Here is a 21,737-nt window from a genome sequence, read left to right on the forward strand (position 1 = left end):
ATGGGCCGACTTATTTTTGCGTTGCGATGAATTAATATCGGTTTCTTATGGATTTATTTGTTGTATACCTAAAAACTGTTCCTGATGTTGCAACCATTTATTCGTCAGACAGCTGTCAGACGAATAAATTAATACCTACGGGCTGCTAGTTCTCTGTGTACAAAGATTTAGCTTTTAGGGATAAAGGGAATAATTTGCGCTGTCCGCGTTTTCGAAGTCTTATTTTAAATTTCTCCTGCTTCATGAATTAGGGATGATTCGTTGGAAAAAACGTTAATATCCTATTCTCATATCACAAAAAAGTGCGATATTTGCGGAATGATTCAGATAGAGACAATATTCGATATATTAGTTAAAGGCTTTATTATTGGCGTTGTTGTGTCCGCACCTCTCGGTCCGGTGGGCGTATTATGCATCCAAAGGACTTTGAATAAGGGGCGTTGGTACGGATTTGTGACAGGCCTGGGAGCCTCTTTGAGCGATATAGCTTACGCTCTGCTTACGGGTTATGGCATGAGCTTCGTTTCCGATTATATTAATAAAGGAAGTTTTTATCTGCAATTGCTCGGCAGCGTTATGTTGCTTGTTTTCGGAATTTATACCTTTCGCAGTAATCCGGTAAATTCTATCCGTCCGGCTTCGTCCAATAAGGGATCTTATTTTCATAATTTTATAACTGCATTTTTCGTCACTCTTTCTAACCCTTTAATCATATTCCTGTTCATCGGACTTTTTGCCCGTTTTGCCTTTGTGCAACAGGGCGTTTTAGTCTTTGAAGAGATAACGGGATATTTTGCTATCGCTGCCGGCGCATTGACTTGGTGGCTCGGAATCACTTACTTTGTGAACAAGGTACGTACTAAGTTCAACCTGCGTGGCATTTGGATACTGAATCGTGTCATTGGAAGCATTGTGATGTTGGTATCTGTAGCTGGATTGATTTATACTTTGTTGGGAGAGTCAATTTATTAGGAGATAACATTATGAATCAAATAGCTCAACAACTGAAAGAGAGAAACATTGCCGAATATCTTATATATATGTGGCAGGAAGAAGACCTCATCCGTGCCAATCATTGTGAACCGGAAGAACTGGAGACTAATGTGATTGTCCGTTATCCGGAGGACCAGCGTGCTGCCATGAGAGAGTGGTATGGCAATCTGATAACGATGATGAGTGAAGAAGGGGTACGTGAGAAAGGACATTTACAGATCAATAAGAATGTTATTCTCAACCTGACGGAGTTGCATAATGCTTTATCTTCTTCTCCTAAATTCCCTTTTTACAGTGCTGCCTATTTCAAGGCATTGCCATTTATTGTAGAGCTACGGACTAAGAACGGGAAAAAGGAGGAACCGGAACTGGAAACGTGCTTTGAAGCGTTGTACGGTGTGCTCTTACTACGTTTGCAAAAGAAGCCGATCAGTGAAGGGACGGCGAAAGCGATAGAGGCTATCAGTAGTTTTCTTTCTATGCTGGCAAACTATTATGATAAAGACCGTAAAGGTGAATTAAAACTTGATGAATAAATGAGAATTTTAGTAACGGGTGCCGACGGTCAGCTTGGCAACGAAATGCAAGTACTTGCAAAAGAGAATCCACAACATACGTATTATTTCACAGATGTGCAGGAACTGGACATCTGTGATAAACAAGCTGTATGGGCTTATATTGCGGAAAAGAGAATAGAATTGATTGTGAATTGTGCAGCTTACACGGCGGTAGATAAAGCGGAAGATAACCCAGAACTGGCCTATAAGTTGAATTGTGAAGCGGCGAAAGAGTTGGCAAGTGCTGCACAATTTAATGGTGCGGCAATGATACAGGTTTCTACCGATTATGTGTTTGACGGCACTGCCCACATTCCTTATACGGAAGATTGTGACCCTTGTCCGGATTCTGTATATGGCACTACTAAGCTGGAAGGAGAATATGATGTGATGAATTATTGTGAGAAAGCGGTAGTTATCCGTACCGCATGGCTCTATTCCACTTTCGGCAATAATTTCGTAAAGACAATGATTCGTTTAGGGAAAGAACGTGACAGTCTGGGAGTGGTTTTCGACCAGATCGGAACGCCCACTTATGCCAATGACCTCGCTCAAGCTATCTATACCATTATAAATAAAGGTATAGTTCGCGGCATCTATCATTTCAGCAATGAAGGTGTTTGCTCATGGTATGATTTTACGGTGGCTATCCATCGCTTGGCAGGAATTACTTCATGTAAAGTGAAACCTCTGCACACGGCAGAATATCCGGCGAAGGCGAACCGTCCTGCATATTCCGTACTGGATAAGACAAAGATAAAAACAACGTTCGGCATCGAAATCCCTCATTGGGAGGAAAGCCTCAAAAGATGCATTGACACCTTATAATATATATGGCAGATAATACAGAAATACAGAGACGGCGAACGTTCGCCATTATTGCGCATCCGGATGCGGGTAAGACATCATTGACGGAAAAGCTGCTGCTTTTCGGTGGTCAGATTCAGGTGGCGGGTGCTGTAAAAAGTAATAAGATTAAGAAAACGGCTACATCCGACTGGATGGAGATTGAGAAACAGCGTGGTATCTCGGTGACGACTTCTGTAATGGAATTTGATTATCGGGATTACAAGATTAACATCCTTGATACTCCGGGTCACCAGGACTTTGCCGAAGATACATATCGTACGCTGACTGCGGTAGATAGCGTTATCATCGTGGTCGACGGTGCGAAAGGTGTGGAAACCCAGACACGGAAATTGATGGAAGTGTGCCGCATGAGAAAGACTCCGGTAATTATTTTCGTTAATAAGATGGACCGTGAAGGTAAAGATCCTTTCGACTTGCTGGATGAACTGGAGGAAGAACTGATGATTCAGGTACGTCCTTTGTCCTGGCCGATTGAGCAGGGAGCACGTTTCAAGGGAGTATACAATATATATGAGCAGAAATTGGACTTGTATCAACCGTCTAAACAAATGGTGACGGAAAAGGTGGAAGTCGATATACATACGGAGGAACTGGATCAGCAGATTGGAAAGCCGTTGGCAGACAAATTGCGTGGTGATTTGGAACTGATTGAAGGCGTTTATCCCGAACTTGATGTCGAGTCTTATTTGGCAGGAGATTGCGCACCGGTATTCTTCGGTTCTGCACTGAATAACTTTGGTGTGCAGGAACTGTTAAACTGCTTTGTGGAGATTGCTCCGAGCCCTCGTCCTGTACAAGCGGAAGAACGTGAAGTAAAACCGGACGAACCTAAGTTCACCGGATTTATCTTCAAGATTACAGCCAATATCGACCCGAACCACCGTTCATGTGTTGCTTTCTGTAAGATTTGTTCCGGTAAGTTTGTGCGCAATGCACCTTATCAGCACGTCCGCCACGGGAAGACGATGCGCTTTTCGTCGCCTACTCAGTTTATGGCACAGCGTAAAACAACGATTGATGAGGCCTATGCCGGCGATATTATCGGTTTGCCGGATAACGGTACTTTCAAGATTGGCGATACGCTGACGGAAGGTGAGATATTGCATTTCCGTGGTTTACCCAGTTTCTCACCGGAGATGTTCAAGTACATTGAGAACGCAGATCCGATGAAACAGAAGCAGTTGGCGAAAGGTATCGACCAGTTGATGGACGAAGGTGTGGCACAGTTGTTTGTCAATCAGTTCAATGGACGTAAGATTATCGGTACGGTGGGACAGTTGCAGTTTGAGGTAATTCAGTATCGTTTGTTGAACGAGTATAATGCATCTTGTCGTTGGGAGCCGGTAAGTCTGTATAAGGCTTGCTGGGTGGAAAGTGATGATCCGGCAGAGTTGGAAGCTTTCAAGAAACGTAAATATCAGTATATGGCAAAGGATAGAGAGGGACGCGATGTGTTCCTTGCCGACTCCGGTTATGTACTTCAAATGGCTCAAATGGATTTTAAACACATAAAATTCCATTTTACGAGCGAATTTTAATCGCTGTTTTATAGAATTTAACTAAAAGAAAGGGTAAAAACGAAAGAAACATATCTCATATAAATGAGAGGGGAGGGAAATGAATACATTATTCTGGAGTAAGATTCAGCGGGGGGATGAAGGAGCATTCCGGCAGCTTTATGAGCAATATGCAGATTTGCTGTATGGATATGGCATGAAGATAGCCGGTGATGATGATTTGGTCACAGATGCGATACAGACGTTGTTCGTATATATCTTTGAAAAAAGAGAAACCTGTGCTGTGCCTCAATCTATATCTGCCTATCTGTGTGTGTCGTTGAGACATATCATAGTCAATGAATTGAAGAAAGAGAATGGTGGTATATTCAGATCGTTGGACGATGTAGATACGAATGAATATAAGTTTGATCTCGAAATCGACATTGAAACGGCGATTATCCGCTCTGAATTAGAAAGAGAACAATTAAAAGTCTTGCAGAGAGAAATTAATAACCTGACGAAGCAACAGCGGGAAGTGTTATATCTGAAGTATTATAAGAAGATGAGTTCAGATGAGATTGCGCAGGTAATGGGATTGACTTCCCGTACCGTATATAACACGACTCACACGGCAATATCCAGGTTAAGAGAGCAGTTGAGTAAAACTTTCCTGCTTGCGGTGGGAGCTAATTTATGGATTTTTAATTGATGTGAGGCATGGAGGATAATACGGAACTTTTAGAAAAATATATCGAAGAAGGTAAGCTTCCTCTGAAAGGCGAGTTGTTTTCCCGTAAGGCGAAGATTGCTGAGAAGTTGAGGTTGTATCGTGAAGAAAGTCGTCGGATTACTGTAAGCCGCCAACGGAAACGGGGAGGTGAAAGGTCGGCAGCCCTGTATTGGGGAATAGCGGCTATGTTTATTGTTCTTTTGGGAATAGGTGGTTACTATTTCTCAGAGGAAAAACTAGTAACGGAAACTACGGCAATGGATTATGAACTGCCGGATGGCAGTAAAGTAAAGCTGATGGGAAACTCTTCTCTGTCTTATAATCGCGTCACATGGTTTTGGGAACGTAAACTTCAACTATTGGGAAAAGCTTTGTTTAAAGTGACTCCCGGAAAGACTTTTACGGTTCAGACCGAAGCCGGAGACGTTTCAGTGCTCGGAACCAAATTCCTGGTGGTACAACAAGGAAAGAAAATGCTTGTAAACTGTGAAGAGGGCAGCGTGAAAGTTGCGACGCCGGTGGGACAACGGACATTGACTGCAGGACAGAGTGTTCGGTGTGACGAAACTAAGATAGTACCTGTGGAAAGAAAGGTACCAACACCGGAAGCCGAATACCCGGAAGTTCTGGGCTATGAAGATGACCCGCTGATTAATGTAGTGGCGGATATCGAACAAATATTCAAATTGACAGTTATCGGGCATGAGAAATGTGAAGGGCTGACTTATAGTGGAACGGTTCTGACTAGAGACTTGAATGCGACGTTGGAAAATGTCTTCGGTTCTTCCGGAATCGGTTATCAACTTCGAGAGAAAGAAATTATTTTAGAATAAAAAAAGAGGCTGAATTCAGCCTCTTTTTTATTTAAATCGATTTTTTTTTCGTTTTTTCTTGGTAAAAATGGAGTAAAGGCTTCTCTTCCTAATATAAGTACTCTATGAATAGTAAGATTAAGATTAGAAAAGAATTTGAGTTGCTGTGAGACTAACATGAAAAAAGTCAAAACAAACAATAGATTTTGGTAGCAGAATGAGTAACTACCAAAAATAGTGAGTCGGAAATGGTTCCCTCGCCGGAAGTTATAGTTGTTGAATTAGCTTAGTTTTCCGACTAAAAAGGCTGGGTTGAATTTTAGAAGGTTTACAACCCAGTCTGACACTAATTTTTTTAGAAAGCCGATGAGGCCAGAATGTTGTATTTATGTTGTGACCGGTTTTCTTCTGGTAGTTTGATAGGTTAAGAAGGTATGAAACCAGAAGTAGGGCTAAACCGGGTTGTTATCAGTCAGTGCATTTATTTAATAATTGTTTTATCCAAGGTGTGAGAGAAGCAGGAGGGAGTTTCTCTCATACCATTTGCTTTTATATGCCGAGGACATTTTGTTGTCAATCCTATCCCAAACTTGCGGTTTTATACTTTATTATCCCTTTCTTAATTAATTTTATAATAAAAAATTGGTATTTTCGGACGCTTTTTAGACAAACGGCTTAAATTACTAATAGTTTATTATATGGAAAATATCGAAACAGCGATTCTGCTGATGGTGGTCGGAATGGCTACCGTATTTGTTATTCTGCTGATTGTGATTTATTTAGGTAAATTGCTGATTACTTTAGTCAACAAGTATGCTCCCGAAGAAGTGGCTCCTGCCAAACAGGAAACGCCGAGAGGTCCTGCGCCTATTCCGGGGAATATCCTGGCTGCCATTACTGCGGCCGTGAATGTTGTGACACAAGGTAAGGGAAAGGTCACCAAAGTAGAAAAGTTATAATTAATCAAGTATATCATTATCATTGAAAGACATGAAAAGAGAAGTAAAGTTTAGTTTGGTATTCCGAGATATGTGGCAGTCGGCTGGAAAATATGTACCTCGTGTAGACCAACTCGTGAAGGTAGCTCCTGCCATTATTGAAATGGGCTGTTTTGCCCGTGTAGAAACTAATGGCGGAGGTTTTGAACAGGTAAATTTATTGTTTGGCGAAAACCCGAATAGAGCCGTGCGCGAATGGACAAAGCCATTTCACGAAGCAGGCATTCAAACCCATATGCTCGACCGCGCACTGAACGGACTCCGGATGAGCCCCGTTCCGGCGGATGTCCGCAAATTGTTCTACAAAGTGAAGAAAGCGCAAGGTACAGATATCACCCGTACATTCTGCGGATTGAATGATGTACGCAACATTGCTCCTTCCATTACATACGCCAAAGAGGCAGGAATGATTTCACAATGCTCGCTTTGTATCACTCATTCGCCCATTCATACTGTAGAGTACTACACCAATATGGCGTTGGAACTTATCAAATTGGGGGCGGACGAGATTTGTATCAAAGATATGGCAGGCATCGGTCGCCCCGTTTCATTGGGCAAGATTGTGGCGAATATCAAAGCGGCACATCCCGAAATACCTGTACAGTATCATAGTCATGCAGGTCCCGGATTTAATATGGCAAGTATTCTTGAGGTATGCGAAGCCGGTTGTGATTATATTGACGTAGGTATGGAACCACTTTCATGGGGTACAGGCCATGCCGACCTGCTGAGTGTTCAGGCTATGCTGAAGGATGCCGGTTATCAGGTGCCGGAAATCAATATGGAAGCCTATATGAAGGTGCGTGGCATGATTCAAGAGTTTATGGACGATTTCCTCGGATTGTACATCAGCCCGAAAAACCGTCTGATGAATTCTCTGCTTATCGCTCCTGGACTTCCCGGTGGTATGATGGGTAGTTTAATGGCAGACCTCGAAACGAATCTGGAATCTATCAACAAATATAAGGCAAAACACAATCTGCCGTTTATGACGCAAGACCAGCTTCTGATTAAGTTGTTCGACGAAGTTGCCTATGTATGGCCTCGTGTCGGTTATCCTCCGTTGGTGACTCCGTTCAGCCAGTATGTGAAGAACCTTGCCATGATGAATGTGATGGCTATGGAGAAAGGCAAAGACCGTTGGGGAATGATTGCCGATGATATTTGGGATATGATTCTGGGGAAAGCCGGACGTTTGCCGGGCAAACTTGCTCCCGAAATCATCGAAAAGGCCGAGCGCGAAGGTCGCAAATTCTTCGAAGGAAATCCGCAGGACAACTATCCGGATTCTCTCGACAAGTACCGCAAGTTGATGAAAGAAAATAAGTGGGAAGTGGGCGAAGATGACGAGGAACTCTTCGAGTACGCCATGCATCCGGCTCAATACGAAGCTTATAAGAGTGGAAAAGCGAAAGAGGACTTCCTGGAAGATGTTGCAAAACGCCGTGCAGAGAAAGATAAGTCTCCTGAAGAAGATGCAAAACCAAAGACATTGACTGTACAGGTAGACGGACAGGCTTACCGTGTGACCGTAGCTTATGGCGATGCCGAACTTCCTGCTACACCTGCTGCCGCTGCCGCACCGGCAGGAGAGGGACAGGATGTTCTTTCTCCGCTTGAGGGTAAATTCTTTTTAGTGAAGAATGCGCAGGAAACTGCTATGAAAGTAGGTGACGTGGTGAAAGAAGGTGATGTGCTGTGCTATGTGGAAGCAATGAAAACGTATAACGCCATTCGTGCGGAATTTGGTGGTACAATTACTGCTATCTGCGCTAACCCGGGAGACACTGTTTCAGAAGATGATGTATTAATGAAGATAGGATAATGAACGAGATATTTGAGAACTTATATGAGATGACTGCGTTCAGCAATATCATTGCCGAACCGCAGTTCCTGATAATGTATGCTATCGCGTTTGTCCTGCTTTATCTGGGTATCAAGAAACAGTACGAACCGTTGTTGCTTGTCCCTATCGCTTTCGGTGTGTTGCTTGCCAACTTTCCCGGTGGTGATATGGGAGTGATTCAGGCAGACGAGAATGGCATGGTAATGATAAACGGAGTGATGAAGAACATTTGGGAAATGCCTTTGCATGACATTGCCCATGAATTGGGACTGATGAACTTCATTTATTATATGTTGATTAAAACCGGCTTCTTGCCTCCGATTATCTTTATGGGTGTCGGTGCATTAACGGACTTCGGGCCGATGTTGCGTAATCTGCGTCTTTCTATTTTCGGTGCTGCCGCACAACTCGGTATCTTTACCGTACTGTTGGTATCTATCTTAATGGGATTCACTCCGAAAGAAGCAGCTTCTCTCGGTATCATCGGTGGTGCGGACGGCCCTACGGCTATCTTCACAACGATCAAACTGGCTCCTCATCTGTTGGGCCCGATTGCTATTGCCGCTTATTCTTATATGGCATTGGTTCCGGTGATTATTCCGTTGGTGGTGAAACTTCTTTGTTCTAAGAAAGAGTTGAGTATCAATATGAAAGAGCAGGAGAAGAAATATCCTTCAAAGACCGAAATTAAGAATTTGCGTGTATTGAAGATAATTTTCCCGATTGTAGTAACTACGGTTGTAGCGCTTTTCGTGCCGAGTGCAGTACCTTTGATTGGTATGTTGATGTTCGGTAACCTGGTGAAAGAGATCGGAAGTAATACTTTCCGTTTGTTCGATGCAGCTTCTAATAGTATCATGAATGCCGCCACTATCTTCTTAGGATTATCAGTGGGTGCTACAATGACTACAGAAGCTTTCCTGAACTGGACAACAATCGGTATCGTTATAGGTGGTTTCCTTGCATTCGCCCTTTCTATTACAGGTGGTATTTTGTTTGTGAAACTGGTGAATCTCTTTTCCAAAAAGAAGATCAATCCTCTTATTGGTGCAACCGGATTGAGTGCTGTTCCAATGGCAAGCCGTGTGGCGAATGAGATTGCTTTGAAGTACGACTCCAAGAATCACGTCTTGCAGTATTGTATGGCAAGTAACATCTCCGGAGTAATCGGTTCTGCCGTGGCTGCGGGTGTGTTGATTTCCTTCCTTGCATAATAAAAGAACAACCGGCTTTAGAGATAAGAATCCGGAGATATGGGCAGAGTTATGCTCGTATCTCCGGATTTACTTTTTTGATTTGCTTTCTATTGTTTACAATACTGTTTTCAGACTATTTATTCACTGATAACCTTTCTATATTCAGCTATCGCCATTTTCTCCGACAAATATGCGTTAATTAGATTTGTGTGTGCCTGTGTCCACGATAACTGCGCCGAGAGAACATCCACCATACTTGCTTTACCTTCATTATAAGAGAAGGTAACTAAATCAAGATTTTCATTAGCCAGATTCATGTTCTCTGTTGCAGTTTTCACCTGATATTCCGTTTCCGTCAGTTTAGTTAATGCACCGGACAATTCTTCGTTGATATTATCCGTTATATAACTTTGTTGCAGTTTCTGTATTCCGATGTATGCTTTCTGCTGGCGGTTTGTTTTGAAACGGGCTCCCCAGCGGAAAATAGGAATATTCAGATTAATGCCGACAATAGGATTGAAAGATACGTCATATCCAAGGTTAGGCGTTCCCGTTGCCCAGCCGCCGCTAAAATACATATTTAGTTGAGGGTTAAACTGGCTGAGAGCGGCTTTACGTTGCGCTTGACTTTTCATGATATTTACTTGCGTACTTTCGTAATCAGCGCGCCGTTGCAATACATTTTCCAACGACAGAATCTGTACGGGGGTAAAAGCTGTGTCAATCGAAGAAAGACTGTCTACGGGAGCATTAGGTTCCATACCCATGAGGATATTCAACTTTTGCAATGCTAACGTATAATTCTGACGGGCCTTGATATATTGTAGTTCAGCTTCTTTTAAGCGGGTGGAAATCATCAGTAAGTCTGTACGGCTAATCATTCCATCGTTAAAACGGTCCTGAATGATGTTATATTGCTGTTTGACGATGCTTTGATATTTGTCTGCTGCCTGTAACATAGCTTGTGAAGCGGAGGCATTCCAATAAACAGCATCGCTCTGATAATGAATCTGGTCCAAAGTTAGTTCCTCGTTCAGTTGATTCAGCTTCTCATCCGCTTTCGCAATCTTATGTTGAGCGTTAAGGGCACCACCTGTATAGAGAGGTTGAGAGACGACAAACACCCCTTGATAAGTGTGGTTCCGATATTCTCCCAGCGGTTCGTTCCATGCTTTTAGGTCGCTCATATTCAGAGTACCGTCCGCATTTACGTCTATTTTGGGTAAGAATCCCGTATGAGCTATCTTTCGTGCTTCCGCACTTGCCATTGTCTTTAGTTTTTGTTGTTTCAATATCTGGCTGTAAGCCTCCACTTTGTCGCGATAGGCTTCCCGGCTGAGATAAGGTTGTTGCGCCCGGGCAGTGAAGCCGAGAAGCAACAGTGATATAATTATAAATTGAGTTTTCATTTTATCCATTATAAATAGTAAATTCCCATTTAATCCTTAATCCGTTGAATGGCACAATAAGCCACCGGCAACACAAACAGTGTCAGTATCGAAGCTACCAGCAAACCTCCCATGATAGTGGCTGCCATTCCGCCGAACATCGCATCGAACAGCAACGGCAACATACCCAGAATCGTTGTCCCCGATGCCATTGCTACAGGAACGATACGGCTCGTTGTGGCACTAACCACCGCATCAAGCGGCTTCTTTCCCATCTTAGCTTCCAAATCAATCTGTTCCACAAGTACGATTGCATTCTTGATATTCATGCCGATTAATCCGAGTAATCCGAGGATAGAGAAAAAGTCGAATGATTTGCCAAGTAATAGCAATCCTAACACGATACCGATGAATATCAACGGTAACATCAGCAAAATCACTGTCGGTTTACGATATGTCTTGAATAGGAACAGTAGCGTAACAAACATCAAAAAGAACGTCAACGGAAGATTCTTGGCTAATGCTTCGTTGGATTCTACCTGGCTTTCCTGTTCTCCGAAATATTTCATCGTATATCCTTCCGGAACTTTAATCTCCTTTTGTACCTGCGACCACACTTGGTTGAAGGCTGCAATCGCATTTACTCCGCGGCGCGGGTCACATTGTGCCATCATCACCATTTGTCGGTTGTAATCTTTCACATTAGAGAACCGGTATTGAAAATCAAAATCCGACACTACTTGTTCCAGGCTTGTTGTCTCGTTTCCCGTGCCGAACACCGGAAGCGTGCGTAAGTCATTGATACGGAACGAATCCACCGTATTATCCTTTAGCAGAATAGGGAGCACCTGATCGCCCTGACGGTATTCTCCCAACGTCATTCCCGTTGTACCAATCTGGATACTTTGTGCCATTCCCTGTCGGGATACTCCCAACGGTTGTGCACGTTCCGGACTATACACAGGTTTCCATACCGGAATCTTGTTCCCCCACGAATTGCGGATATTAATCAAATCCGGATTCCGGTGCATAATCTCCAACGCTTGGTTGGTTAGTGCCACAAGCGTATCTGTATTCGGCCCTATAAAACCGATCTCAATAGCAGCGTCTACGGCAGGGGATAATTTGAACAGGCTCGTCCGGGTAATCGCATTCGGATAATTCGCTTTCATATATCCGTCGAAATTCTCCTCATATTCCTTCGTATATTTACTGTCCGTCAGTTCTACCAGTACATTGGCGAAGTTCGGTTTCGGTCCTACTGAAGTAGATGCCAGATAATATCTCAATGGTGTGCTTCCGAAAGTAATTGATACTTTCTTTACTTCCGGCTGTTGTACCAAATGTTCTTCCACCGATTTCATCTCTTTCACCACATCGTTGATACTATACCCGTCCGGGTAGAATACGTCTGCACGGAAATAAGGTTTGTCCAAAGAAGGGAAAAAGTTTTGTGGCATCGTCCCCATGATGACGAGTGAGATGATGAAAAGTGCTACCATAGAACCCAGCGTCAACACCTTGCGGCGGATCAGCGTCCGGAGAATAGAAGCAAACTTATGATAGAAAGGCTTGTCATATGGGTCTTTTGCATCGCCGTTCGCCTTGGCTTTCAGGATAAAATTACCGAATACGGTCGTCTGTGTCAATGCAAGTATCCAACTCAATCCCAGCGAAATGGCGAGTACCACAAACAACGGCTTCACGATTTCCGCTACCGAAGACGGGGCCAGATAAAGTGGCAGGAATGAACAGATAGCAATGAAAGTGGCTCCGAGTAATCCCCATTGCGGTCCTGTGGCACCGTCTATCAATGCCTTTCGCCTGTTTACTCCACGAGCAATGGCAATCTGTGCATTATCCGTCACCACAATGGCATTGTCTACCAGCATACCCATTGCGATAATGAATCCCGCCAGCGACGTACGATTCAGTCCGACACCAAAGAAAGACATGATAAGTAGTGTACCTCCGATAGAAAATATCAGCGATGAGCCAATCAGGACACCGGCACGAAGTCCCATTACCAGCATGATAATCACAATTACAATTAAGATGGACTCAATCAGATTGATGATAAATCCGTTATTGGCTTCGTTGGCTATTTCGTTTTCCAGATAAAGACTTTGCAATTCCAGTCCTACGGGCATAAGCGGGAGTAGTTCACTCAGTTTGGCTTTTACGTTTTCACCTGTCTGCACTACGTCCCGTTGCGGGTCGGTAGAGACACCGATACCGATAGCACGTTTTCCGTTTACGTGCATGATATTGGAAGGAGGATCGAGATAGCCCTTTTCGATAACGGCAATATCTCCCAACTTCACCTGTCCCGCTTTCGTGGTGATAACCTGATTGCGGATATCATCTATGGTCGTATACATACCATTAGCAGTTACCCGTAGCTGTTGTTCCCCTGCGCGGATTTCTCCGGTGTTGATAATCTGGTTTTGTGATTGCAGCAGGCTGGCGAGCTGTTTCGGGTCGATGCCCATGCCTACCAGTTTATTGGTCGAGATGAAGATATTTACTACCTCTGTCTGTACTCCGAACAGTGCCACTTTCATCACACCGTCGGCAGTGACGACTTGTGTTTTAATCCGTTCCGCCCAGTTTCGCATCTCGTCGTAGGAGAAACCATCATCGGCCGTCAGACCGTAATAGATACCGAATACATCGCCGAAATCGTCCGACACAGTCGGCGTAGATGCACCACTCGGCAACTGCGGTTGTATATTGAGTACCTTCCTACGTAGCTCGTCCCACTTTTGCGGAATGGAACTTGCCGATAGTGACGGTTGCAATTCAAATGTGATTTTGGAAAGCCCGTACATAGATTCCGATTTAATCTTGTACACACCACTCATACTTTGTATTTCGCGAGAGATAGGCTCTGTTATCAGACGTTCCACTTCTGCCGGCTCGGCTCCCGGATAACGGGTCATGATAACCGCTGACTTGATGACGAAGGGAGCATCTTCTTTCTTCCCTAGCTTTCCGAAGGAAGAAATCCCTCCGATAAGCAACACAGCAAGAAAGAAATAGATAATCTTCGTGTTGTCTAATGAATATTTGGCTAAGTTCATTTCTCTATATCTTTTACGTTTTCCCCTTCTACTAACTGATATACTCCGGCAATAACAATTTTCTCTTCCGGTTTCAACCCTTTGGAGATAAGTACCTGTGCTTCTCCGGTAGGTGCGTTAACAGTCACTTCTCGTTTGTGTACCTTGTTGTCTTCCACCACCCAGACGTACATCTTCTTTCCTTCGCTTTCACCGAACACGGCGCTTAACGGGATAATTGTCCAACTATCCTGTACCAACGGGCCTACATCTGCCGTGAAACGGATACTGCACGTAAATCCCGGTTTCACTGCATATAAATCCCGGTCGAAAGACGGGTCATCAATAGTAATACTGACCGGAATCCCCGTTCCGTCTGTCGAGATATCAAGATATTCTTCAAGCTTTGCCTGGAAAACATGTCCTTTGAATGTGTCGAACTCTACTAGAAAACGCGGGTCTTTGGTGCGGAGCAGGTAAAGGTAAGCGTCGGGAATTGTAAACTTGATGCGCAGATTGTGTGTATTGACCAACTGCACGATACCTTCACCCGAGTTGACACGCTGATAATTTTCCACAAGACGTTTTTCGATGGAACCATCGAAGGGAGCCGTCAATTTAGTGTCGCGCATATTATTGACGGATAACTCATATTCTGATTTCGCTTTCTGGTAATTAGCCAGGCTGATTTCATATTCCTGAACCGATATGGCTTGGCGGGAGAGGAGGCGCTTGTTGCGTTCCACTTGTGCGGCAGCCGTCTCATACGCCGATTTGGTAGCGGCATATTGCAGGGCGATGTCCCTGGGGTCGATAGCTGCAATCAATTGTCCCTTCTTTACTTTCTCGCCTTCTATGACAGGCAGGTTGATGATTTGTCCGCTGACCCGGAATGCCAGCTTCACATACTCCACGGCTTCTACAATACCCGAAAAATCTTTTCTGATGATCGATCTTGACTCTACAATCGTGGTTTTCACCGGACGGGCCGTTATAACACTCGTTTCTTTTTTTTGTCCGCAGCCCGCTAATAGGACGGCTACTGCGAGCATAAATCCATATTTCTTTTTCATACAGCACACTGATGTTTAGAGTTTTTGCGTTGATTCGTTTCTCTTTTTTAAAGAGAGTAAACAACTTACAAGTGTTTATGTTCAGGATTTGTGTGCTTTTCGTTGATTGTCGCTACAAGTTGGATTCTTAATTTGTTTTATTGGGGAGTGCGGTAAAATAGAGGCTCTGTTTGAGGAAAATAGAGTGTCTGTTTGTGGCAGTTGGAGCGTCTGTTTACATCAAACAGAGCCTCTGTTTTGGGGAGAGTTCATGTGTTCTCTAGAGACAGGCTGAAAGGGGTGGGGTTGATATGAGAATAGTATTTTTATTTCCGTCTTCTTGTCGGTTTTCCTGAGAAGATAGTCAATTCAAAAATCGTAAATATGATTTCTGTTGTTGTATATCCGTCGAGAGTGTATTCCAAATTCTCATCTTCGGAGAAATACTTGAGGTAAACGGTTGGCACACCCATATAAAAGTCAAGAAAAAGATAAGAAGTATAGTTATAAATGCCCAAGTCGGCAAATTTGTTTAAAATGTCATTGTTAAAAACAGTACACCATCCTGTTTGGGTTTCGAATCCCGACATTTCGAATCTGCGATGCTCTTTCATAAATTTGTCTTTGTCCACATGCCTTAATTGTTGCTGCAATTCGTCACCAAAAGAAAGGCGTTGTCTGATAAGGTTAAAAACTTCCTCCTTTGTCATTTGTTTTAAGTTAGTTATTTCCATTTTTGTTTATTAATTCTGTAAAGGTACTTCCTTTATTTTGTAATAAACGGAATCCGGACATTTTTCTTTTATTTATTTTTCGGCTGATAGTCCTGAAAACTTCCGGATATATTGTTGCCAGTGTAATGTCTCAAAACGAAAAAGAGGAAATTCCTTTCGGAATCTCCTCTTTTTCATCTTACAAGAAAGACTAATTATTTCTTCTTACGGTCACCGTAACGGCTCATGAACTTATCAACACGTCCTGCAGTGTCTACCAATGTAGATTTACCAGTATAGAACGGGTGAGAAGTGTTTGAGATTTCAATCTTCAGCAACGGATAAGTTTCACCTTCGAATTCGATGGTTTCTTTAGTTGCTACAGTTGATTTAGATAAAAACATGTCACCATTTGACATATCTTTAAATACTACCGGACGGTATGATTCTGGATGAAGGCCTTTTTTCATTTCAGTATCTGTTTTTTTAATTTATATTCTGTTACTATTTTGGTAAGAAATAGTGAATTCTTTTAAAATTTATAATATATAGCTTCGAATTACTGATTTACTGTGTATTGTTTGGGGGCACTGAACTTGTTCTGATGCTATGACGATAAATTAAACTGATTGCTAGCTCGACATTACAATATAATGTCATTGTGTCTTCCTGCTAAAAAAATACGGTTCTATTTAAACCTTTTTCTGCTATATTTTCCTTTCCGATGTTCGTTATTCGGGGGATAATGCTTACTTTTGCGTAGAATTTTTATTCACTAACAATAAACTTTAAACAAAATGGTAAATTACAAAGATTTAGGATTGGTAAACACAAAAGAAATGTTTGCTAAGGCTATCAAAGGTGGATATGCTATCCCAGCATTCAACTTCAACAATATGGAACAGATGCAGGCTATCATCAAGGCTGCTGTTGAAACTAAATCTCCTGTGATTCTTCAGGTTTCTAAAGGTGCTCGTCAGTATGCTAACGCTACTTTGTTGCGTTACATGGCTCAGGGTGCTGTAGAATATGCTAAAGAATTAGGCTGTGCACATCCCGAAATCGTTCTTCATCTTGACCACGGAGATACTTTTGAAACTTGTAAATCTTGCATCGACTCAGGTTTTTCTTCAGTGATGATTGACGGTTCTCATCTTCCTTACGAAGAAAACGTAGCACTGACTAAGAAGGTAGTTGATTACGCTCACCAGTTTGATGTAACTGTAGAAGGCGAACTTGGCGTATTGGCAGGTGTTGAAGACGAAGTTTCTTCTGATCACCACACATATACTGACCCTGAAGAAGTAATTGATTTCGCTACTCGCACTGGTTGCGACTCTTTGGCTATCTCAATCGGTACTTCTCATGGTGCTTACAAATTTACTCCGGAACAGTGTCACATCGATCCGGCTACTGGTCGTATGGTTCCTCCTCCGTTGGCTTTCGAAGTATTGGATGCTGTTATGGAAAAACTTCCGGGATTCCCTATCGTTCTTCACGGTTCATCTTCAGTTCCTGAAGAAGAAGTTGAAACGATCAACAAATACGGTGGTGCTTTGAAAGCTGCTATTGGTATCCCTGAAGAAGAATTGCGTAAGGCTGCTAAGTCTGCAGTTTGCAAAATCAACATCGACTCAGACTCTCGTCTGGCTATGACTGCTGCTATCCGCAAGACTTTTGCTGAAAAACCGGCAGAATTTGACCCACGTAAGTATCTTGGTCCGGCTCGCGACAACATGGAAAAACTGTATAAGCACAAAATCCTTAACGTGCTCGGTTCTGACAACAAGTTGGCACAGTAATCTTCGGATTATTTCATAAATAAAAAGAAAGGCTGCTTCCGGTTGACGGTGGCAGCCTTTTTAGTTAGTGGTAAAACGCTGATTTTATTCTTTCTTTGTAGTCTCAGGATTTCCATTCTGAAAGAAATCCTCTATTTTCTGTTTGCTTTTCAGGTCTTTCAGCCAGTTGTCAGCAGCGTTATAATAATTGGTTATTCCTAAAACGAGTTCTCCCTTTTCATTCAGTTTCGCCTGTTCTGCTTTCTCATCTTTGGGACGTGTTTTTAGAAATGCTTCCAGGTAGCGTTCTGTGCTTTTTCTGTCTTTTAAGGCGAAAAAGGAAAGGTGTGCCATGTCATATAGTAATTTATGATTTTGTCTGTCGTATTTCTGATACCGTTCTTTTATAGACGCTAATTGTTCTTTATACATTTGCGCCATTTTATAACAGTCAGTCATGCCTATATAAAGGCGTACCATGCTGCTGTCTTTCGGTATTGACAAATTGATAGCTTGTTCCAGATACTCTACTCCTTGTTTCTTCCATGAAGTCTTGGCACAGGAACGTCCGAGGTAATAGAGGAGGTTTACATTCTCCGGATCATATTTCCGGGCAGCTTCCAGAAAATCATGTGCTTCATAATATCTTTCAATGGCATAATAACTGATACCGAGATAGTAACAGGTATGGAAGGTACTGTCTCCCTGGTTTACCAGGTACTGATAACGGCGGATTGCAGTTGGATAATCCTGTTTTAGACAGTACGCCAAAGCATTCTGGCGATTGACGGCAATGTTGGTGGTATCAATCTTCCGGTATTTCTCTGTTGCTTCTATTGCTTCGTCATAGTAAGAGGCTGCTATATTGATTGCCCCTAATTTGGCGGCGGCAAGATAGTCGGCGGGATATTTTTCCTGAATATTGTAGTAGCAACCCGCGGCAGGCAGAAGTTCATTCATACCTTCGAAACTCTGTGCTTGCAAATGCAGGGCGATAGCAGAACTGTCTTTTTCTGTCATTAGGCTGCTTTCACCCAATGCTTCGCGGAACTTTTGTTGGGCGAGAAGCAGGTTGATATACTGTATGCGTACATATTTATTCTCCGGAGTGAGGTCGAGCACTTTTTCATAATATGCTGATGCTTGCTTATATTTGGCAAGGGTGCGGCAACATTCGGCGGCCTCAATCAGTGCGCGAGTGTTAGTGCTATCCTTGCCTATGATTTCCTGATAGGTGGAAAGTGCTTCCGCGTTCAGTCCAAGGCTACGCAGGGCTTTGCCTTTCTGTAGCAATAGGGGAGTGGCGGGCTTTTTTTGTGCAATGAGCGAGAGTGCCGTTTCGTAGTCGTAACTTGCCATAGCCTCTTGGATAGGGTCAGTCTGCTGTGCCATTAATAGGGTGGTGGAACAGAGCAGGAGTAGTAGAAGTATCCGTTTCATAAATTGTAATTTTAGTGTGTCGTTTATAAAGCGCAAGTTACTAAAATTATTGTACTTACGAAATATTCGTAATGTGTTTCAGATAGATTAACGTATCGATAACACAGGATAACATAACAGAGAATATGACATAAAGAAAAGAAGAACAATAAAAAATGCCCCTTTCCGCAGAAAGAGGCATTTTCGTAGAGAAGAATTTTACTTTTATAGTTTAAGACATGCCGAATAGAAATCCGGCAGGGCATCTTATCTCTACATTAAGAATCCTAACAGGATACCGGCGGCAACAGCCGAACCGATTACACCTGCTACGTTCGGACCCATAGCGTGCATTAACAGGTAATTGGTCGGATCGTATTCCAAACCGATAACTTGTGAGATACGTGCCGAGTCGGGAACAGCAGATACACCTGCATTACCGATCAACGGATTAATCTTGTTGTCCTTCTTCAAGAAGAGGTTGAAGAGCTTAACGAACAGTACGCCGGATGCAGTTGCAATGATGAATGACAAAGCACCGAGGGCGAAAATCTTGATAGAGTCGAAAGTGAGGAACTCGGACGCTTGCGTAGAAGCACCTACTGTAAGACCTAACAGGATAGTAATCGTATCAATCAGCGGACCGCTGGCAGTGTTTGCCAAACGGCGTGTTACACCACTTTCTTTCAACAAGTTACCGAAGAACAGCATACCCAACAAAGGCAAACCGGAAGGAACCAGGAAGCAAGTCAGTAACAAACCGATAATCGGGAATATCACTTTCTCTGTGTGAGAAACAGCACGCGGCGGTTTCATGCGGATTACACGTTCGTGTTTTGTGGTGAGCAGACGCATGATAGGCGGCTGTATCACCGGGACCAACGCCATATAGGAATAGGCAGACACCGCAATAGCTCCCATTAAGTTAGGGGCCAGTTTGGATGAAAGGAAGATAGCCGTCGGACCGTCTGCACCACCGATGATACCGATAGCACCGGCCTGCATCGGGTCAAATCCCATTTCCAATGCAATCATGTAAGCACCGAAGATACCAAATTGTGCGGCTGCACCGATTAGCATCAGCTTCGGGTTAGAGATAAGTGCAGAGAAGTCGGTCATGGCGCCGATACCCAAAAAGATGAGCGGCGGATACCAGCCGGACGTCACTCCCTGATACAATATGTTCAATACTGAACCTTCTTCATAGATGCCGACTTTCAGTCCCGCATCCATGTTGAAAGGTATATTACCGATCAGAATACCGAATCCGATAGGAATCAGCAGCATTGGCTCGAATTCTTTGGCTATAGCCAGATAAATAAAGAACAGGCCAATAAGGAGCATAACGACGTGTCCTCCTGTTGCGTTGGCAAATCCTGTATACGTCCAGAAATCGGCAAGGTTGTTTCCTAAAAAGTTTATAAAATCTCCCATATTATTCAATAATTACGAGGTCATTACCTTCAAGGACAGAATCTCCCTTGTTTACGTTGATAGCGGTAATCTTACCGTCTTTGTCTGCATTGATATTGTTTTCCATTTTCATGGCTTCCAATATAATAATGGTTTGTCCTTTCTTCACTGTGTCGCCTACGTTCACTTTTATGTCGAGTATAACACCCGGTAGCGGAGATTTGACACCTGATTTTCCGGTAGACTGTGCAGCCGGTTTCACTACCGGTGTGGTAGGAGCAGCCGGAGAGTTCGGCAATGGGCGTACTACCGGTTTTGCAGGTGCCGCCTTCGGCTGTTTTTCCATTTCTACTTTATAGTGCGTACCGTTCACTTCTACATGAGCGATATTGTCTTCGATATCTCCAATGGTCACTTTATATGAGTTACCGTTGATTTTGTATTTATATTCTTTCATCGTTTTATCTTTTTAAGGGTTGACTTACTTTTTGGGAGTTTCACGCAAGGTGTAAATCTTCGAACTCCACGGTGAATAGCTACGTTTCACACGAGTGATAGTCAGTACCGTTTCTTCTACGTCGTGTACCTCATCTTGCATTTCGTGCAATGCCATAGAAATTGCGGCATAAACTTCGCCCGGAGCTTGTGACAGTTCTTTGGCTGTTTCCTTGTCGATACCTTTTGACTTCATCGTATTGCGTTTGCTCAAGTTCACGGCTACTTTACCTACAATCTTGAAAGAGATATAAAGAAGTATCAATCCGCAGAATACCACACTCATCGCCGAGATAGACATACCGATACCTACAGAGTCATGTTCTTCGAACTTCTCCATTTTAGCATTGCTGTCGAGCGTCTTGTTATTCGTACTTGGAGTCACATATTTGTCACTACTTCCACCTTTTACTTCCCAATTTGCCGCTCCGTCACTTATACGTGCGTATGATTGGTTAGGACCCAGAACTCCTGCCGGTACTACAATCTGATCAAGTAGCTTCTTGCCGGAATCGAATAAGCCAATCCAGTTGGCAGTCTCAGGGTTCAATTTGCAACTTGTGTGAAAGGTACCACGGTTAGGTTCACCATCCGCCCAGAATAGAGCATGCTGGCGGGGTTTAACTAACGTTAGTACATCACCTTTAGGGATAAAATAGGTAACTGTATCACCCGGCTGATTGCTTACTTTCAGTAAACATCCCGCCAAGTCTGCGCTACCGTATGATTTGTTGAATACTTCGATCCATGCGCTGTGCAGTCCGTAATCATCCTGAAAATTACTTTGATTGTCTATCAGGACTTCGTTCAGCATTAGCTTACTGTTTGTCTTTTTCTCTCCGCAAGAGGTCAGTCCAACCAGTAACAGCAAAGAAAGGAATATTCCAATTTTGGTTTTGCTCATAATCTTTCT

Annotated in this window: 19 protein-coding genes; 10 read left to right on the forward strand and 9 right to left on the reverse strand. The window is 43.1% G+C overall.

Features of this window, described 5'->3' with window-relative positions; all coding sequences use genetic code 11:
• Nucleotides 1-318 precede the first annotated feature (318 nt).
• The 9 genes from BHV72_RS04545 (at nt 319) to BHV72_RS04585 (ending at nt 9,519) form a co-directional block, all read left to right on the forward strand.
• Nucleotides 319-972, forward strand: a complete 654-nt coding sequence (locus BHV72_RS04545; RefSeq protein ID WP_005678381.1) for a LysE family translocator — start codon at nt 319-321, stop codon at nt 970-972.
• Between the two features lie 11 nt (nt 973-983).
• Entirely contained in the window at nt 984-1,529 is a 546-nt protein-coding gene (locus BHV72_RS04550) for a DUF4924 family protein (RefSeq protein WP_005678382.1), read from the forward strand.
• A complete protein-coding gene (rfbD, locus tag BHV72_RS04555; protein ID WP_005678383.1) occupies nt 1,530-2,378 on the forward strand; it encodes a dTDP-4-dehydrorhamnose reductase in 849 nt (282 codons plus the stop codon).
• A 5-nt stretch (nt 2,379-2,383) separates the two neighbouring features.
• Entirely contained in the window at nt 2,384-3,958 is a 1,575-nt protein-coding gene (locus BHV72_RS04560) for a peptide chain release factor 3 (RefSeq protein WP_005678384.1), read from the forward strand.
• 79 nt (nt 3,959-4,037) lie between these two features.
• Nucleotides 4,038-4,628, forward strand: a complete 591-nt coding sequence (locus BHV72_RS04565; RefSeq protein ID WP_005678385.1) for an RNA polymerase sigma factor — start codon at nt 4,038-4,040, stop codon at nt 4,626-4,628.
• A gap of 8 nt (nt 4,629-4,636) precedes the next feature.
• A complete protein-coding gene (locus tag BHV72_RS04570) occupies nt 4,637-5,482 on the forward strand; it encodes a FecR family protein (RefSeq protein WP_022042395.1) in 846 nt (281 codons plus the stop codon).
• 677 nt (nt 5,483-6,159) lie between these two features.
• Nucleotides 6,160-6,420: an OadG family protein gene (locus BHV72_RS04575; protein ID WP_005678388.1), complete on the forward strand. Its 261-nt coding sequence runs from the start codon at nt 6,160-6,162 to the stop codon at nt 6,418-6,420.
• A 31-nt stretch (nt 6,421-6,451) separates the two neighbouring features.
• Nucleotides 6,452-8,284 (forward strand): biotin/lipoyl-containing protein, encoded by a 1,833-nt coding sequence (locus BHV72_RS04580; protein ID WP_005678389.1) that lies wholly within the window; start codon nt 6,452-6,454, stop codon nt 8,282-8,284.
• Nucleotides 8,284-9,519, forward strand: a complete 1,236-nt coding sequence (locus BHV72_RS04585) for a sodium ion-translocating decarboxylase subunit beta (protein ID WP_005678390.1) — start codon at nt 8,284-8,286, stop codon at nt 9,517-9,519. Before BHV72_RS04580 ends, BHV72_RS04585 begins: the two co-directional genes overlap by 1 nt.
• A gap of 119 nt (nt 9,520-9,638) precedes the next feature.
• Here BHV72_RS04585 and BHV72_RS04590 read toward each other — a convergent pair whose 3' ends face one another.
• The 5 genes from BHV72_RS04590 to BHV72_RS04610 form a co-directional block, all read right to left on the reverse strand.
• A complete protein-coding gene (locus BHV72_RS04590; protein ID WP_055172000.1) occupies nt 9,639-10,910 on the reverse strand; it encodes a TolC family protein in 1,272 nt (423 codons plus the stop codon).
• Between the two features lie 29 nt (nt 10,911-10,939).
• Nucleotides 10,940-13,972, reverse strand: a complete 3,033-nt coding sequence (locus BHV72_RS04595; protein WP_055171675.1) for an efflux RND transporter permease subunit — start codon at nt 13,970-13,972, stop codon at nt 10,940-10,942.
• Entirely contained in the window at nt 13,969-15,024 is a 1,056-nt protein-coding gene (locus tag BHV72_RS04600) for an efflux RND transporter periplasmic adaptor subunit (protein ID WP_022042391.1), read from the reverse strand. Before BHV72_RS04600 ends, BHV72_RS04595 begins: the two co-directional genes overlap by 4 nt.
• 305 nt (nt 15,025-15,329) lie before the next feature.
• Nucleotides 15,330-15,737, reverse strand: coding sequence for a hypothetical protein (locus tag BHV72_RS04605; RefSeq protein WP_005678394.1), 408 nt, complete (start codon nt 15,735-15,737; stop codon nt 15,330-15,332).
• A 194-nt stretch (nt 15,738-15,931) separates the two neighbouring features.
• On the reverse strand, nt 15,932-16,186 hold the full coding sequence (locus BHV72_RS04610) for a type B 50S ribosomal protein L31 (RefSeq protein WP_005678397.1): 255 nt from the start codon (nt 16,184-16,186) through the stop codon (nt 15,932-15,934).
• Nucleotides 16,187-16,513: 327 nt separating this feature from the next.
• Between BHV72_RS04610 and BHV72_RS04615 the strand changes: the two genes are divergently transcribed.
• Nucleotides 16,514-17,518, forward strand: a complete 1,005-nt coding sequence (locus BHV72_RS04615) for a class II fructose-bisphosphate aldolase (RefSeq protein ID WP_005678398.1) — start codon at nt 16,514-16,516, stop codon at nt 17,516-17,518.
• 84 nt (nt 17,519-17,602) lie between these two features.
• Here the strand turns inward: BHV72_RS04615 and BHV72_RS04620 are convergent, their stop codons facing one another.
• From BHV72_RS04620 to BHV72_RS04635, 4 genes are all read right to left on the reverse strand, one after another.
• Nucleotides 17,603-18,937, reverse strand: coding sequence for a tetratricopeptide repeat protein (locus BHV72_RS04620; protein WP_005681619.1), 1,335 nt, complete (start codon nt 18,935-18,937; stop codon nt 17,603-17,605).
• Between the two features lie 252 nt (nt 18,938-19,189).
• Nucleotides 19,190-20,350 (reverse strand): sodium ion-translocating decarboxylase subunit beta, encoded by a 1,161-nt coding sequence (locus BHV72_RS04625; RefSeq protein ID WP_005678401.1) that lies wholly within the window; start codon nt 20,348-20,350, stop codon nt 19,190-19,192.
• A gap of 1 nt (nt 20,351) precedes the next feature.
• Complete coding sequence (locus tag BHV72_RS04630) at nt 20,352-20,786, reverse strand: acetyl-CoA carboxylase biotin carboxyl carrier protein (RefSeq protein WP_005678402.1); 435 nt, start codon at nt 20,784-20,786, stop codon at nt 20,352-20,354.
• A 24-nt stretch (nt 20,787-20,810) separates the two neighbouring features.
• Nucleotides 20,811-21,728, reverse strand: coding sequence for an OadG family transporter subunit (locus BHV72_RS04635; RefSeq protein ID WP_005681618.1), 918 nt, complete (start codon nt 21,726-21,728; stop codon nt 20,811-20,813).
• Nucleotides 21,729-21,737: the final 9 nt, after the last annotated feature.

It is taken from the genome of Bacteroides sp. 43_46, from assembly GCF_001915455.1.
Classification (GTDB): domain Bacteria; phylum Bacteroidota; class Bacteroidia; order Bacteroidales; family Bacteroidaceae; genus Bacteroides; species Bacteroides caccae.